15 protein-coding genes are annotated in these 14845 nt (G+C 60.1%); 13 read left to right on the forward strand and 2 right to left on the reverse strand.

The window, feature by feature from the left end; all coding sequences use genetic code 11:
- Window positions 1–282 precede the first annotated feature (282 nt).
- The 9 genes from fimE (at window position 283) to VZP09_RS16615 (ending at window position 9354) form a co-directional block, all read left to right on the forward strand.
- On the forward strand, window positions 283–891 hold the full coding sequence (fimE, locus tag VZP09_RS16575; RefSeq protein WP_002916189.1) for a type 1 fimbria switch DNA invertase FimE: 609 nt from the start codon (window positions 283–285) through the stop codon (window positions 889–891).
- A gap of 479 nt (window positions 892–1370) precedes the next feature.
- Window positions 1371–1919, forward strand: a complete 549-nt coding sequence (fimA, locus tag VZP09_RS16580) for a type 1 fimbrial major subunit FimA (RefSeq protein ID WP_002916190.1) — start codon at window positions 1371–1373, stop codon at window positions 1917–1919.
- Window positions 1920–1989: 70 nt separating this feature from the next.
- A complete protein-coding gene (locus VZP09_RS16585) occupies window positions 1990–2526 on the forward strand; it encodes a fimbrial protein (protein ID WP_004174507.1) in 537 nt (178 codons plus the stop codon).
- A 67-nt stretch (window positions 2527–2593) separates the two neighbouring features.
- Window positions 2594–3280 (forward strand): fimbria/pilus periplasmic chaperone, encoded by a 687-nt coding sequence (locus tag VZP09_RS16590; RefSeq protein ID WP_004144024.1) that lies wholly within the window; start codon window positions 2594–2596, stop codon window positions 3278–3280.
- Between the two features lie 81 nt (window positions 3281–3361).
- Window positions 3362–5974, forward strand: a complete 2613-nt coding sequence (locus tag VZP09_RS16595; protein WP_004900404.1) for a fimbrial biogenesis usher protein — start codon at window positions 3362–3364, stop codon at window positions 5972–5974.
- Between the two features lie 10 nt (window positions 5975–5984).
- Window positions 5985–6512, forward strand: coding sequence for a fimbrial protein (locus VZP09_RS16600; RefSeq protein WP_020804149.1), 528 nt, complete (start codon window positions 5985–5987; stop codon window positions 6510–6512).
- 27 nt (window positions 6513–6539) lie between these two features.
- Entirely contained in the window at window positions 6540–7025 is a 486-nt protein-coding gene (locus VZP09_RS16605) for a fimbrial protein (RefSeq protein WP_004229447.1), read from the forward strand.
- A 17-nt stretch (window positions 7026–7042) separates the two neighbouring features.
- Complete coding sequence (locus VZP09_RS16610; RefSeq protein WP_328795494.1) at window positions 7043–7945, forward strand: fimbrial protein; 903 nt, start codon at window positions 7043–7045, stop codon at window positions 7943–7945.
- Window positions 7942–9354 (forward strand): EAL domain-containing protein, encoded by a 1413-nt coding sequence (locus VZP09_RS16615; RefSeq protein WP_064173529.1) that lies wholly within the window; start codon window positions 7942–7944, stop codon window positions 9352–9354. The genes VZP09_RS16610 and VZP09_RS16615 overlap by 4 nt, the downstream gene beginning before the upstream one ends.
- Window positions 9355–9396: 42 nt before the next feature.
- On the opposite strand, the gene VZP09_RS16620 is transcribed toward VZP09_RS16615, so the two are convergent.
- Together VZP09_RS16620 and yjdI are read right to left on the reverse strand one after the other, a co-directional pair.
- Window positions 9397–9669, reverse strand: a complete 273-nt coding sequence (locus VZP09_RS16620) for a GNAT family N-acetyltransferase (RefSeq protein WP_002916201.1) — start codon at window positions 9667–9669, stop codon at window positions 9397–9399.
- Window positions 9670–9680: 11 nt separating this feature from the next.
- Window positions 9681–9911, reverse strand: a complete 231-nt coding sequence (gene yjdI, locus VZP09_RS16625; protein ID WP_328795291.1) for a 4Fe-4S mono-cluster protein YjdI — start codon at window positions 9909–9911, stop codon at window positions 9681–9683.
- A gap of 205 nt (window positions 9912–10116) precedes the next feature.
- On the opposite strand from yjdI, the gene VZP09_RS16630 reads away from it, so the two are divergent.
- Genes VZP09_RS16630 through VZP09_RS16645 form a run of 4 tightly spaced genes read left to right on the forward strand, consistent with a single transcriptional unit; the run spans window position 10117 to window position 14816 of the window.
- Entirely contained in the window at window positions 10117–10389 is a 273-nt protein-coding gene (locus VZP09_RS16630) for a YtcA family lipoprotein (protein WP_002916204.1), read from the forward strand.
- A gap of 6 nt (window positions 10390–10395) precedes the next feature.
- A complete protein-coding gene (mdtN, locus tag VZP09_RS16635; RefSeq protein ID WP_004174502.1) occupies window positions 10396–11421 on the forward strand; it encodes a multidrug transporter subunit MdtN in 1026 nt (341 codons plus the stop codon).
- A gap of 12 nt (window positions 11422–11433) precedes the next feature.
- Window positions 11434–13371, forward strand: a complete 1938-nt coding sequence (gene mdtO / locus VZP09_RS16640; protein ID WP_032433596.1) for a multidrug efflux transporter permease subunit MdtO — start codon at window positions 11434–11436, stop codon at window positions 13369–13371.
- A complete protein-coding gene (locus VZP09_RS16645; protein ID WP_032420557.1) occupies window positions 13368–14816 on the forward strand; it encodes an MdtP family multidrug efflux transporter outer membrane subunit in 1449 nt (482 codons plus the stop codon). Before mdtO ends, VZP09_RS16645 begins: the two co-directional genes overlap by 4 nt.
- Window positions 14817–14845 lie beyond the last annotated feature (29 nt).

The raw sequence follows: 14845 nt of genomic DNA on the forward strand, positions 1-14845 counted from the left end.
TTACCGCGGCTGTGTTTTTAATAACGGCTGGTAGTGAAAAATATCCTTTCATTTTATATACCTGGCGGCAACCCGCACAGATACTATTGAGCCGATGATTAAAATCTTTAAAATTAAGAATTATCACCCGACGATATTTTTAGTGTCTGGCAATGTAATATGTTATCAATTCGTGATTAATCATCTTCACCCTGTACCGTTTTAGCATTACAGAACCTATTTCGTCATGGCGTATGGTTTCGCTGTGACGGTCATTCATACCTATTTTCAGGAGCAACTATTGTGAACCGACGTCGTTTTCTAACCGCCAAAGAAGTTCAGGCCATGATGCAGGCTGCTCGTCAGGGCCCTACCGGCGAACGGGACTACTGCCTCATTCTGCTGGCCTTTCGCCATGGCATGCGCATTAGCGAACTGCTGGATCTGCATTATCACGATCTGGATCTCCATGAAGGGCGGGTTAATGTGCGGCGATTAAAGAATGGTTTTTCGACGATTCATCCACTGCGTTTTGATGAGCGCGAGGCGATTGAGCGCTGGAGCCTGGTCCGTGCCGGCTGGAAAGCGGCGGACAAAACGGACGCACTGTTTATCTCCCGCCGCGGCACCGCGCTCTCCCGCCAGCAGGCGTATCGTATTATTCGCTCCGCCGGGGAAAATGCGGGTACCGTCACGCACACTCACCCCCATATGCTGCGTCACGCCTGCGGCTATGAACTGGCGGAAAGAGGGACAGATACGCGTTTGATACAGGATTATCTAGGACATCGCAATATTCGTCACACAGTACGTTACACCGCCAGTAATGCGGCACGTTTCGCTGGCATCTGGGAAAGAAATAATCTTTTAGAGGAAAAAGACCAGAAGACGAAAAATGAAATAACAGATTGATTTTAAAGAATTAAAAAAATAACGAACAGGTCAATTGGGGCCAAACTGTTTATATCATAAAAATGTTTTGACATATTTTGCAACTCACTGCGCCATATTTCCGCAAAAAAAATCATATCTCATTGATTATTATCTATTTTTAAACCTGCAATTACTCAATTTTCTCTAACCATATCTCTGCTGCACCGGCGATCCGTCGCCAACGCCATCGCTATTCCTTTCGCACCCCCTCCCACCACACCAGATTATATTACCATAAAAACCAAATTTGGCAGAATTTAAAACTAAAGAATACCAAATTGACACAAAATACAGATCATTTATCCCAACGAGTCAAAATGGCCCCAATTGTCTCATCGGTTGGGCGAAAACTGTGCAGAGCCGGCAGCCGGACCACTCGGCTGAAATCTGAAATGCCTGGAAGGCACAACGGCTGCCAATCCGGTTCGTTATTTCGACATCGTTCAAAGGAAAACAGTATGAAAATCAAAACACTGGCAATGATTGTTGTGTCAGCCCTGTCACTGAGCTCCACGGCAGCTCTGGCCGATACCACCACGGTCAACGGCGGGACCGTGCATTTTAAAGGAGAAGTCGTTAATGCGGCCTGTGCGGTGGATGCCGGCTCTATCGATCAAACCGTTCAGTTAGGCCAGGTGCGTTCCGCGAAACTGGCCACGGCGGGGAGCACCAGTTCGGCCGTCGGTTTCAACATCCAGCTGGATGATTGCGACACTACGGTAGCCACCAAAGCGTCCGTCGCCTTCGCCGGTACGGCCATCGACAGCAGCAATACCACCGTTCTGGCCCTGCAAAACTCTGCCGCCGGCAGCGCAACCAACGTCGGCGTGCAGATCCTCGACAATACCGGTACGCCACTGGCACTGGACGGCGCCACCTTCAGTGCTGCGACCACGCTGAATGACGGCCCCAACATCATCCCGTTCCAGGCACGTTACTACGCGACCGGCGCAGCGACGGCTGGTATAGCGAACGCGGATGCCACGTTCAAAGTGCAGTACGAGTAAGACCCGAGTCAGGCAGGGAAGCTATTCGGGCCAGGAGGGCCCGCTCTCTATTTTCAACCGGAGTGAAACGATGCAGGGAATGAAATCTGGTCTGCTGCTGCTACTGCCTCCGCTGGCGCTGGCCGGTAATCATTGGAACGTCACGCTGCCGGGGGGCAGCATGCGTTTTCAGGGCCTGATAATGGCGAGCTCCTGCCGCGTCGAAGCCGGCGATCGGCAGATGACGGTCAATCTGGGGCAGATCAGCAGTAATCGATTTCATGCTGTCGGCGAAGACAGCAACCCAATCCCTTTCGCGATTCATTTACAGGATTGCAGTACGGCGGTCAGCCAGCATGTGGGTGTGACCTTTCACGGCGTGGCTGATGGAAAAAACCCCGACGTGCTGTCGGTGGGTGAAGGTCCGGGGATCGCCAGTGGGATCGGTATTGCGCTATTCGACAGCCAGGGCCAGCAGCTCCCGCTCAATCGTCCAGCGGATCGCTGGATATCACTCTACCGCGGACCGACGACGCTAAATTTCGTCGCCAAATATCGGGCGACCGGACGCCAGGTCACCGGCGGTGCAGCCAATGCCCAGGCCTGGTTCTCATTGACCTATCAGTAATTAATCCGCAGACAAACAGGACAACACGGTGAGCAGACAAGGAGATAATGTGAGAAAAACGGCAACGATGGCGCATGGCTTACTGGCAGGATGTGTGCTTTTCGCCGCCAGTATCTTTAGCGCCAGCGCGCAGGCGGGCGTTGCGCTTGGCGCGACCCGGGTTATCTACCCGGCGGGACAGAAGCAGGTCCAGCTCGCGGTGACCAATAATGATGACAACAGTACCTGGCTTATTCAGTCATGGGTGGAAAATGCCGATGGTCAGCGAGACGGCCGGTTTGTCATCACTCCTCCGCTGTTTGCCATGCAGGGTAAAAAAGAGAACACCCTGCGCATTATCGACGCCACCAATAACCAGCTGCCGCAGGATCGGGAAAGTCTGTTCTGGATGAACGTGAAGGCGATCCCTTCGATGGATAAATCAAAGCTCAGCGACAATACCCTGCAGCTGGCGATTATCAGCCGCATCAAGCTCTACTACCGTCCGGGAAAACTGGCCCTGCCTCCGGATCAAGCGGCGGAAAAGCTGACCTTTAGCCGTAGCGGATCGTCGCTGACGCTGACGAACCCCACCCCCTATTACCTGACGGTGACCGAACTGAACGCCGGGACACGCATTCTGGAGAACGCCCTCGTACCGCCGATGGGCAAAACCAGCGTCAAGCTACCCGCGGATGCCGGGAACACCATCACCTATCGCACGATTAATGATTACGGCGCGCTGACGCCGAAAATGAATGGCGTGCTGCGCTAACCCAGAAGCGCCCCGCCGCGCGGGACACGCTGCGCATGACCAGAAGCAATGACAGCCGGGCAACGTCGGACCGGAGGGATAATGTCACATCGGAAATATGGACTGGATCATTTAGGTTGCCGAACTGCCCGGCGCCTGGTATCTCCGGCGCTGGCGCTGTGGCTCTGCTCACAGCCGTTTGCCGCGCGGGCGGACCTCTATTTTAACCCCCGCTTTTTAGCTGACGATCCGGCGGCGGTGGCTGACCTGTCGGGATTTGAAAAAGGCCAGGAGGTTCCGCCAGGCACCTATCGCGTCGATATTTATCTCAACAATGGTTTTATGACCACCCGGGACGTCACTTTCCAGGCCGATGCCCAGGGTCACGGTCTGTCACCCTGCCTGACGCGCGGCCAGCTGGCGAGCATGGGTGTGGATACTGGTCGGGTGCCGGGCATGGCGACGCTGGACAGCACGGCCTGCGTGCCGCTGACCACGCTTATCAGCGAAGCTACCACACGCTTCGACGTCGGACAGCAGCGCCTGTACCTCACCGTCCCCCAGGCATTTATGGGTAACCATGCGCGCGGCTATATTCCGCCGGAGCTGTGGGATAACGGTATCACCGCCGGGCTGATAAACTATAACTTCACGGGCAATAACGCCCATAACACCACAGGTGGCAGCAGCCGTTACGCCTATCTGAATCTACAGAGCGGCCTGAACATTGGCGCCTGGCGTCTGCGCGATAACAGCACCTGGAGCTACAGCAGCGGCGGTAGCACCTCATCCAACGAGAATCGCTGGCAGCACGTTAACAGCTGGCTTGAGCGGGACATCACGCCTCTGCGTTCGCGACTCACCCTAGGGGACAGCTACACCAACGGCGATGTCTTCGACGGGATCAACTTCCGCGGCGCCCAGCTGGCCTCCGACGACAATATGCTACCGGACAGCCAGAAAGGCTTTGCGCCGGTGATCCACGGGATCGCCCGCGGCACGGCGCAGGTGTCAATCAGGCAAAACGGCTACGAAATCTACCAGAGCACAGTGCCGCCGGGACCATTTACCATCGACGATCTCTACGCCGCGGGCAATGGCGGCGATCTGCAGGTCACGATCAAAGAAGCGGATGGCTCCCGCCAGGTCTTCAGCGTGCCCTGGTCAACGGTGCCGGTTCTCCAGCGTGAAGGCCATACCCGCTTCGCCCTCACCGCCGGGGAGTACCGCAGCGGCAACAGTCAGCAGGAAACGCCCGATTTTTTCCAGGGCACGGCCATGCATGGCCTGCCGGCAGGCTGGACGCTCTACGGCGGCACCCAGCTGGCAGACCGCTATCGCGCCTTTAACCTTGGGGTGGGGAAAAACATGGGCTATTTCGGCGCCCTGTCGCTGGATATCACTCAGGCCAACGCCACCCTGGCTGACGACAGCGAACATCAGGGGCAGTCGGTGCGTTTTCTCTATAACAAATCCCTGGATGAGACCGGCACCAACCTGCAGCTGGTGGGCTACCGCTACTCTACCCGCGGCTATTATAACTTTGCCGATACCACTTACCGCCGGATGAGCGGCTACAGTGTGGAAACCCAGGACGGCGTTATCCAGGTAAAACCGAAATTTACCGACTACTACAATCTGGCTTACAGCAAGCGCGGCAAGGTGCAGCTGAGCGTGACTCAGCAGCTGGGGCGCACCGCCACCCTCTATCTCAGCGGTAGCCACCAGACCTATTGGGGCACCGACGATGCCGATGAGCAGCTGCAGGCCGGCCTCAACGCCGCCGTGGACGATATCAACTGGTCGCTAAGCTACAGCCTGACAAAAAACGCCTGGCAGCAGGGGCGCGATCAAATGCTGGCGATCAATATCAATATCCCCTTCAGCCACTGGCTGCGTTCCGACAGCCGCTCGGTCTGGCGGCACGCCAGCGCCAGCTACAGCCTGTCGCACGATCTCAATGGCCGCATGACCAATCTGGCGGGCCTGTACGGCACCCTGCTGGAAGACAACAACCTCAGCTATAGCGTGCAGACCGGCTATGCCGGCGGCGGCAACGGCGACAACGGGAGCACAGGCTACACCGCCCTCAACTACCGCGGCGGCTACGGCAACGCCAACGTCGGCTACAGCCGCAGCGATGGCTTTAAACAGCTCTACTACGGGGTCAGCGGCGGCGTGCTGGCGCACGCCAACGGCATCACCCTGAGCCAACCGTTAAACGATACCGTGGTGCTGGTGAAAGCCCCCGGCGCCGGCGGCGTGAAAGTGGAAAACCAGACCGGGGTACGCACCGACTGGCGCGGGTATGCCGTCCTGCCTTATGCCACTGAGTATCGCGAAAACCGGATCGCGCTGGATACCAACACCCTGGCGGACAATGTCGACCTTGACGATGCGGTGGTCAGCGTGGTGCCCACCCATGGGGCGATTGTCCGCGCCAACTTTAACGCCCAGGTGGGGATGAAGATCCTGATGACGCTGACCCATCGCGGCAAACCGGTGCCGTTTGGCGCCCTCGCCACCGGCGACAGCAACCAGAGCGGCAGCATCGTCGCGGACAACGGCCAGGTCTACCTGAGCGGGATGGCGCTGGCGGGCAAAGTGCGGGTGAAATGGGGCGATGGCCCGGACGCTCAGTGCGTGGCCGATTACCGTCTGCCGCCGGAGAGCCAGCAGCAGGCGCTCAGTCAGCTTTCGGTCGCGTGCCGCTAAGGAGATCATGATGAGAACACTGCAGTATCTGCTGGGCGCCCTGTTCACCCTGGGCGCACCGGCTGCGCTTGCCGCCGATAGCACGATCGCCATCAGCGGCTATGTCCGCGATAACGCCTGCGCGGTAGCCGGCGAATCGAAGGATTTTACTGTCGATTTACAGGATAACGCCGCGAAGCAGTTTTATGCCGTTGGGGCGACGACGCCGCCGGTGCCGTTCCGCATCGTGCTGTCGCCCTGCGGCACTTCCGTCACCGCGGTGAAGGTCGGTTTCACCGGCGTGGCGGACAGCATCAACACCAGCCTGTTAAAACTCGATGCCGGGGCCTCGGCGGCGGCAGGAATGGGGGTGGAAATTCTCGATCAGCAGCAGTCCCGGCTGCCGGTCAATGCGCCGTCATCCACCATGACCTGGACCACGCTGACCCCGGGCCAGACCAATATTCTCAACTTTTACGCCCGGCTGATGGCCACTCAGGTGCCCGTCACCGCCGGGCATGTCAATGCGACAGCGATATTCACCCTGGAATTTCAGTAAGCGGAGGCTGAAATGAAATGGACTCATGTGGGCTGGCTGCTGGCCGGCCTGTTAACCGCGAGCGCTTCCCTGCGGGCGGCCGACGTCACTCTCACCGTCAACGGCAAGGTGGTGGCCAGACCCTGCACGGTTTCCACCGTCAATGCCACCGTCGAGCTGGGCGATCTCTATACCTTTAGCCTGATCGGTGCGGGCTCGGCATCGGCCTGGCACAGCGTGGCGCTGGATCTGAGCAACTGCCCCGTGGGTACTTCACGGGTGAAAGCCACCTTCAGCGGAACGGCGGACAGCACCGGCTATTACAAAAACCAGGGAACGGCGGGCAATATTCAGCTCGAACTGCAGAACGAGGACGGCACCACGCTGAACAATGGCAGCAGCCAGTCGGTACAGGTGGATGAGGCCAGCCAGTCCGCTCGCTTCCCGCTGCAGGTCAGGGCGCTGTCCGTCAACGGCGGCGCCACGCAAGGCACCATTCAGGCGGTGATTAACGTCACCTATACCTACGCCTGAGCCAGGAGAGCATCATGATGAAAAAAATAATCCCCCTGTTCACCACCCNGCTGCTGGGCTGGTCGATGAACGCCTGGTCCTTTGCCTGCAAAACGGCCACCGGGGCGACGATTCCCATCGGCGGCGGGTCAGCCAACGTCTACGTTAACCTGACCCCGGCGGTGAACGTCGGGCAAAACCTGGTGGTCGACCTCTCCACGCAGATTTTTTGCCATAACGACTATCCGGAAACGATCACCGACTACGTGACCCTGCAGCGCGGATCCGCCTATGGCGGTGTGCTGTCGAGTTTTTCAGGCACCGTGAAATATAACGGCACCTCTTACCCGTTCCCGACCACCACGGAAACCGCGCGGGTGATTTATGATTCACGGACCGATAAACCCTGGCCGGCCGTCCTGTATCTGACGCCGGTGAGCACTGCCGGTGGAGTGGCCATCACCGCAGGATCGTTAATCGCGGTGCTGATCCTGCATCAGACCAACAACTACAATAGCGACTCCTTCCAGTTCATCTGGAACATTTACGCCAACAACGACGTGGTGGTCCCTACCGGCGGCTGCGATGTCTCCGCCCGCGATGTCACCGTCACCCTCCCCGACTACCCGGGATCGATGGCCGTGCCGCTCACCGTCCACTGCGCGCAAAGCCAGCAGCTGGGGTATTACCTCTCCGGCACCACCGCGGACAGCGCCAACGCGATCTTCACCAATACCGCCTCCGCCTCGCCGGCGCAGGGGATAGGCGTTCAGCTGACGCGCAACGGCAGCGCCGTCCCGGCGAACAGCACGGTCTCGCTGGGCACCGTCGGCACCTCGCCGGTCAACCTCGGCCTGACGGCCACCTATGCCCGGACCACAGGCCAGGTTACCGCCGGCAACGTGCAGTCGATCATCGGCATCACCTTTGTCTATCAATGATGACCGATTATATCCTCTCGCCCTGCTCGCTGGCCGCCCGCGGGTTGAGCCAGCTGATGCTGAACGCCGCGAAGCGGCCCGTTGAGCTGCCGGTCGAGGGCGTGTCCCTGCGCGAGCTGGCTGCCGTGAAGCGGATCGTGGTGTATCTCCCTGACGATCCCCTGTGGATGCTCACCACGCTGCGCCAGGCGGCAAGGCTGCTCGACGAGGCCTTGCCGCCGTTACCGATGTTGATTCTGAGCCGCAGCCCGGCCATCTGGCTGTGGCAAACGCTGCTCTATCAGGTGAGTCATCCGGATCGTCTGCGCAACGTCCATACTGCCCCCGCCGATCTGTCCTGCGCGGAGCTGGCCCATCGGCTGGAGAATGCGCCGCGGCTTGAGCGGCTTGCCGGCGAAGCCGCCCTGATCCACGGAAAACGGGTCGTCGGGTTGACCCACGCCGAGCTCAAGGTGATCCTCGCCCTGCTGCAAGGGCAGACGATAGGCGAGCAGGCCCAACGTCTCGGATTGAGCCAGAAAACGCTCTACACCCAGCGGCTGGCTGGGGTGAAAAAGCTGGTGGAATGTCATCCGCATCTGGCCCCCCGCTTTCCGCGCACGCTGCTGCCGCGCTCACCCGCAAACGCACTGACGGCGTTTGAACAGGAATGGGTACAAGCGATTCACGATCGCCAGGTCTTCCCGGTTTTTCAACCTATCGTCGATAGTCGCTCACAGCTACAGGGGGTGGAGATCCTGATCCGCTGGCGCCACCGCGGCCAGGTACTTCACCCCCAGACCTTTCTACCGCACTTCCGCGCCGACTACACCTGGCTGCTGCTTACGGCCTTTGTTCTGCAGGAGGCCGTGCAGAATATTAATGAGTATCCAGGCACCTTCTATTTTTCGGTCAACATACCCTCCTCGCTCGCCGACAGTGACAGCCTGCTGCGGATGGTGGAAGCCGCTCGCCAGCAGCTTCGGCAGCCAGAGGGCGTGACAAGGCTGGTGCTGGAATATGCTGAAACTATCGATTTTCGCCATCAGAGCCGCTCCGCCGCCCACGTGGCGCAGCTGCAACGTGCTGGCGTACGCGTGATGCTGGACGACTGCTTTTCTCAGGGGAGCGTTATCTTTCCGGCGCGTCGACTGCACTTCAATGCGTATAAACTGGATATGAGCATCGTCAACGACGCCCAGCACGATCCAAAGGCGCTTGCGCTAATAAAAAGCCTGGCCTACTACTGCCAGTTAAGCGACAGTCGCTGTGTGGCGGAAGGGGTGGATTCACTGGCGAAATTTACGCAGTTAAAATCGCTGGGGATTGATCGCTTCCAGGGCTATCTGTTTTCACCACCGATGCGGCGCGAACATCTCCCGGATCTGATCCGCCGCTTTTCCCACCAGCGCGATCCGGCGGATCGTTGAGGGTGCGAGAAAAGCGCACCGGTTAGCACCGGTGCCGGTACGTCATGCGCGAATATCGTCGTATTCGCGGGTGTTATCGAATTCATGTTTGGCAAACGGGCAGAGAGGGATAATCTTCCGCTGCTCCTGGCGCATTTTTTCCACTACCTTCGCCACCAGCTGTTTCCCCACGCCCTGGCCTTTCAGGCTGGGATCAACATCGGTATGTTCGATAATGCTGAGGTGTTCGCCGGTGGGAACAAAAACAATCTCCGCCACCTGGTTTCCCTGCGCGTCGTTAACATAAAATTTGTTATGCCCTTCCAGTATTTCCATCTTCTCCTCGCTTATTTATGACGATATTGCAGAGCGCCGCTCGGGCAGGTATCAATCACGTTTACCACCGTCGCGACATCCACTTCATCCGGGATAATCCACGGCTTACGCTTCAGGTTGAAGAGCTTCGCGCTGCCGCNCACGCAGTTCCCGGAATGCTGACAGATCGCCGTATTAAAGTAGACGTCGATTTTCTCCCCGGTGTAGGCCCGGTAGCCGGCTTCCAGTAATTCCTTATCCATGACATTGCCTCGGTCGTTTTTATCTTTCAGGCTAAGCATAGCCCTCGCCGTGGCGGCTGACTATGCGCAAGCGCGGGAATTGACGCCTCACATCATGCTCTCCCATCGCGCAAGGATCCCGCAGTCAACGATCGGTTGACTTTCATTCCCGCAACGAGGCGATTACACTCATGACACACTGGTATGATCACTCAGGGATGTTCCATTGAATCATATTGCCACCATCGCCCGCCCGGCGCGGTTACTGCTCGTCTTGCCGCTTTCCGGCTGCTCACTTTCGCCAGAGATCCCGGTATTGGGCGCTGCTTTTCCCGGCTGGTTTTTCTGCTTACTGGGCGGTGCGTTTTTACTGATCCCCTGCCATATCCTGATTACCCGTAAAGGCTGGCAGCCGCGCTTTTCTCCCCTGGTCTTCAGCTACGTCGCGCTGATGTTCCTGTTCGCCACGTTGCTGTGGTTTCTGTTTTTTGTTCACTGATCGCTTATGACAACTTCCCGCACTTCCCTGTTACGCAAAAAGTGGCCTCTGCTGGCGCTGGTCCTTGCCGCCATCCTGGCGCTGATCCTCGTTATCTGGCAGTTGCAAACCTCGCCGGAGACCAATGACGCCTATGTCTATGCCGATACCATCGATGTAGTGCCCGAGGTCAGCGGACGCATCGTGGAGATGCCCATTCGCGATAACCAGCGGGTGAAAAAAGGCGATCTGTTGTTCCGCATCGACCCCCGCCCCTATCAGGCAATGCTCGATGACGCGAAAGCCCGGCTGACGACCCTCGACGCGCAGATCATGCTGACCCAGCGCACCATCAAAGCGCAAGAGTATAACGCCCAGTCGGTGGCGGCCGCCGTCGAGCGCGCCAGAGCGCTGGTTAAGCAGACCACCTCCACGCGTATCCGCCTTGAGCCGCTGGTGCCGCAGGGGTTCGCTTCCCAGGAAGATCTCGATCAGGCGCGCACCGCTGAGAAAGCGGCGCGGGCGGAGCTGGAGGCCACGCTGCTGCAGGCCAAACAGGCCTCGGCGGCCGTGACCGGCGTGGATGCCATGGTGGCGCAACGCGCCGGGGTCCTGGCGCAAATCGCCCTCGCTGAACTGCATCTGGAATTTACCGAAGTGCGCGCGCCGTTCAACGGCGTGGTGGTGGCGCTGAAAACCACCGTCGGCCAGTACGCCTCGGCGCTGAAGCCGGTCTTCACCCTGCTGGATGACGACCGCTGGTATGTGATCGCGAACTTCCGCGAAACCGACCTGAACAACGTGCGCCCCGGCGTGGCGGCGCGGATCACCGTGATGACCAACCACAACCGGACCTTTAACGGGGTGGTGGATTCGGTCGGCTCCGGGGTCCTGCCCGAAGGTGGGAGCGTCATCGAAGGGCTGCCGCTGATCCAGAAAAGCATTAACTGGGTCCACGTCTCGCAGCGCTTCCCGGTGAAAATCGCCGTCAGCGATCCCGACCCGGAACTGTTCCGCATGGGCGCCTCGGCCAGCGCCGTGCTGCAGCCGTAGCCGGGCGACGCTATGTTTCCTCTCGCCCATTTTTTACGCCAGGAACTGCGCGACGCGCCGGGACGCGCCAGCTACACGCTGCGCCTGACGCTAAGCTGCGCGGTGCTCATCACCCTGTTTATGACCCTGCAGATCCCTTTCCTGGCCGTTGCGCTGATCGTCGTGTTCTACGTCAGCCAGCCTAACGTGTTGATGATTAAGCTGGTCAGCGTGGTCTTTTTTGTCACCGTCACCGTGGCGCTCGGCGGCGTGCTGCTGATCATCAAGTGGACCTATGACTACCCGCTGATCCGCCTGGCGGCCTCCGTGGCGCTCTTTTTCTGCGCCCTCTATCTGATGCGGGTGCTGGGCAAGCTGGGACTGGCCTTTTTCGTGGTGGCGCTGGCGGTGATTTACGCTCAGACCTTCCCGTCGATGACCAGCCAGAGCGAGATCCTGGTGCGGCTGCTGCTTTGGCTGTGGGTGGCGATTAACACCGCGATCCTCGTCACCCTGCTGGTCAACGCCTGCTTTCAGCAGGCCTTTCCCGGTAACCAGTTTAAGGCGAGCCTGGCCGGGATGCTGCACGAGGTCGCCCGGCGGCTGGCGGCCCCGGACGCTGAAGCGCCACCGACCTTCGGCGAGACCGCCGCGCAGTTCAATCAGCTGCAGTCGCTGTTCGCCCAGGCCAGCCGGGCGACACCGGAGATCGCCGCCGATCCCCTGGCCTGGCGCTCGCGGCTGGCCGCCACTTTGCGCTGCTACCAGCTGGCGGCCCTGCTGCAAGCAGACGAGGCGGATAGTGACGATCGCCAGCAGCTGTCGCAGGCGGTACTTCAGCTGAAGAACGCCCTTAGCGAGGGGCCGTTTGACGGCGCTATTCCTCCCCTGACGCTCAGCGGTCGCGGCGTCAATCGCGCTGTTCTGCAGGAGATGGCTACCACTCTGCAGCGGCTGGCGCAGGGTGAGCCGGTTGCCCTGCCGCAGGGTGAGGTGGAGAAGGCGCCCCTGCTGGCGCCGGACGCCTGGCGCAACCCGGCATATCTCCATTTTGCGCTCAAGACCCTGCTGGCGACCCTAATCTGCTATGTCTTCTATACCGCTGCCGACTGGCAGGGTCTACATACCATTATGCTGAGCTGCGTGATCGTCGCCCAACCCGGGCTGGGCGCCACGATGCAAAAGACATGGTTGCGCATCGGCGGGGCGCTGCTCGCCTCCCTGCTGGCGCTGCTGTTAATCGTCTTTGTCCAGCCCTGGACCGATTCGCTGACGGGCCTGCTGGCGATGTCCCTGCCGGTGCTGGCGCTGGCGGCGTGGATTGCCGCCGGCTCGGAGCGTATCGCCTACGCCGGGATCCAGATTGGTTTCACCTTTGCGCTGGCCTTTCTCAGCTGGTTTGCTCCGCTGACGAACCTCACCGAGCTGCGGGATCGGGTGCTGGGCATCCTGCTCGGGGTGCTGGTCTCCTCCATTGTTCATTTGTATCTCTGGCCGGACAGCGAAGCGCCGCAGCTGAAAACCCGCCTTGCGGCACTTTATCGCCGGCTGGCGGACTGCCTCGCCGCCCCGAAGGAGGCGGTTCCGCTGGCTCCCCTGCTTGTCGCCTTCACCGACAGCGAAGCGCTGATCCACCGGGTTCGCGCAGAACCGCTGGGCACGTATGCTCACCCCTGGCCCCAGGCGAAAGACTGGCCGATGCGCGCCACCCTCGCCCAGGCCGAGGAGATCGCCCGCCTCAGCGAAGGCTACCGACTCAACGCCGCGCCGGGAGACCCGACCCTGGCGCGCTGCGCCGAACAGCTGCGGCGCTACGCTGAACGTATCGAACAGGAGGCGACGGCGCCTGGCGAACAGCTGACCGCCGACCTGACTAACCCCTTTGGCCCGGCGCTGGCCGCCGCGCTGGCCGCCCTGCCCGACTGGGGGCCGACACCGATAGCGACTGAGCAACAGGCTAAAACGTCATGATGATCCTTCCTTTCTCCGCGCGCCTGCGCGGCACTCTTTTTACCCTGACGCTGACGCTGCTCAGCGGCTGCGCGCTGATCCAGGATGAGCCTGCCCAGGTCGCCATCGTCAATCCGCAGCAGGCCCAGCTGGCGCAGGTGATCCACCTGGCGAACAGCGACTGGCCGGCCGCCCGCTGGTGGGAGGCCTATGATGATCCTCAGCTCAATATGCTGATCAACCGGGCGCTGCAGAACTCGCCGACCATGCAGGCCGCCCGGCTGCGCATCTCCCAGTCGCAGTCCACGGTGGAACTCGCCCGGTCGGCGATGGGCCTGCAGGCCACCGCCGTCGCGGCGCAAAACCGCCTGCGGATCACCGACAAATCCTTTAGCTGGCCCTACTCATACTCCCTGCCGGTGGATAAAAACGGCCCCTGGTATACGCTGAATACCGTTGGCGTCGGGGCGCAGCTGAATATCGATCTCTGGGGGGCCGATCGCGCACGGGTCGCCGCCGCTATTGGCGAGAAAAACGCCCGGCTGGCGGAGACCGCCGGCATTGAGCTCGACATCGCCAGCAGCGTGGCGCAGCTCTATTTCGCCATGCAGGCGACGTTCCAGAAAATCGCGCTGCTGCAGGAGCTNGAGGGCATTGCCCGATTCTCGGTGGAAGCCCACGAGCACCGGACCCGGCGCGGCCTGGAAGACAGTGTGGATGTGGCCAACGCCCAGGCCGAACAGCTCGCCGCTCGCCAGCAAATCATTAGCGCCGAGGGGATGCTGACCCAGTATCGTGAAACCCTGCGGGCGCTTATCGGCGCCGATGCGCAGAGCATGCCGGCCATCCATCCGGTGGCGCTGCCGGCGCTCCAGGAGAAGCTGCCGCCGTCGCTCTCTTTCGAGCTGCTGGCCCGCCGTCCGGACCTGCAGGCGCTGCGCGGCTACGTCACCGCCTCCCTGAGCCAGGTCGATGCGGCGAAAGCGGCTTTCTACCCCCATTTTGATATCAAAGCGTTCTGGGGCTATAACGCCCTGAGCGTCGGGGATCTGTTTAAGTCCTCTTTCCAGCAGATCAACCTGCTGCCCGGGCTGTATCTGCCGATCTTCGACGGCGGTCGTCTGAACGCTAATCTGCAGTCGGTACGCACCGCCAGCAACATCCTGATCAAACAGTACAACCAGGCGGTGCTGGATGCGGTTCGCGATGTCGCCATCAGTTCCAGCCAGCTTAACGACCTGAATCAGCAGCGCGCGCTGCAGCAGCTAAAAGTCACCGCGGCGCAGACCACCACCGATAGCGCTCGCGCTCATTATCAGCGCGGCCTCCTCAGCCGCTACGCCGCCGAAGAAGCCCGCCGGGCGGTCCTCGCCCAGCAGCTGTTGCTGCTGGACATTGAGGCCCAGCGGCTAAGCACCGACATTACCCTGATCAAAGCCCTGGGCGGCGGCTATCGAGGGCAGTAACAAAAATGCCTTCCCAATAGGGGAAGGCA

It is taken from the genome of Klebsiella sp. EMBS2024 (assembly GCF_036233805.1).
GTDB lineage: Bacteria > Pseudomonadota > Gammaproteobacteria > Enterobacterales > Enterobacteriaceae > Klebsiella > Klebsiella pneumoniae.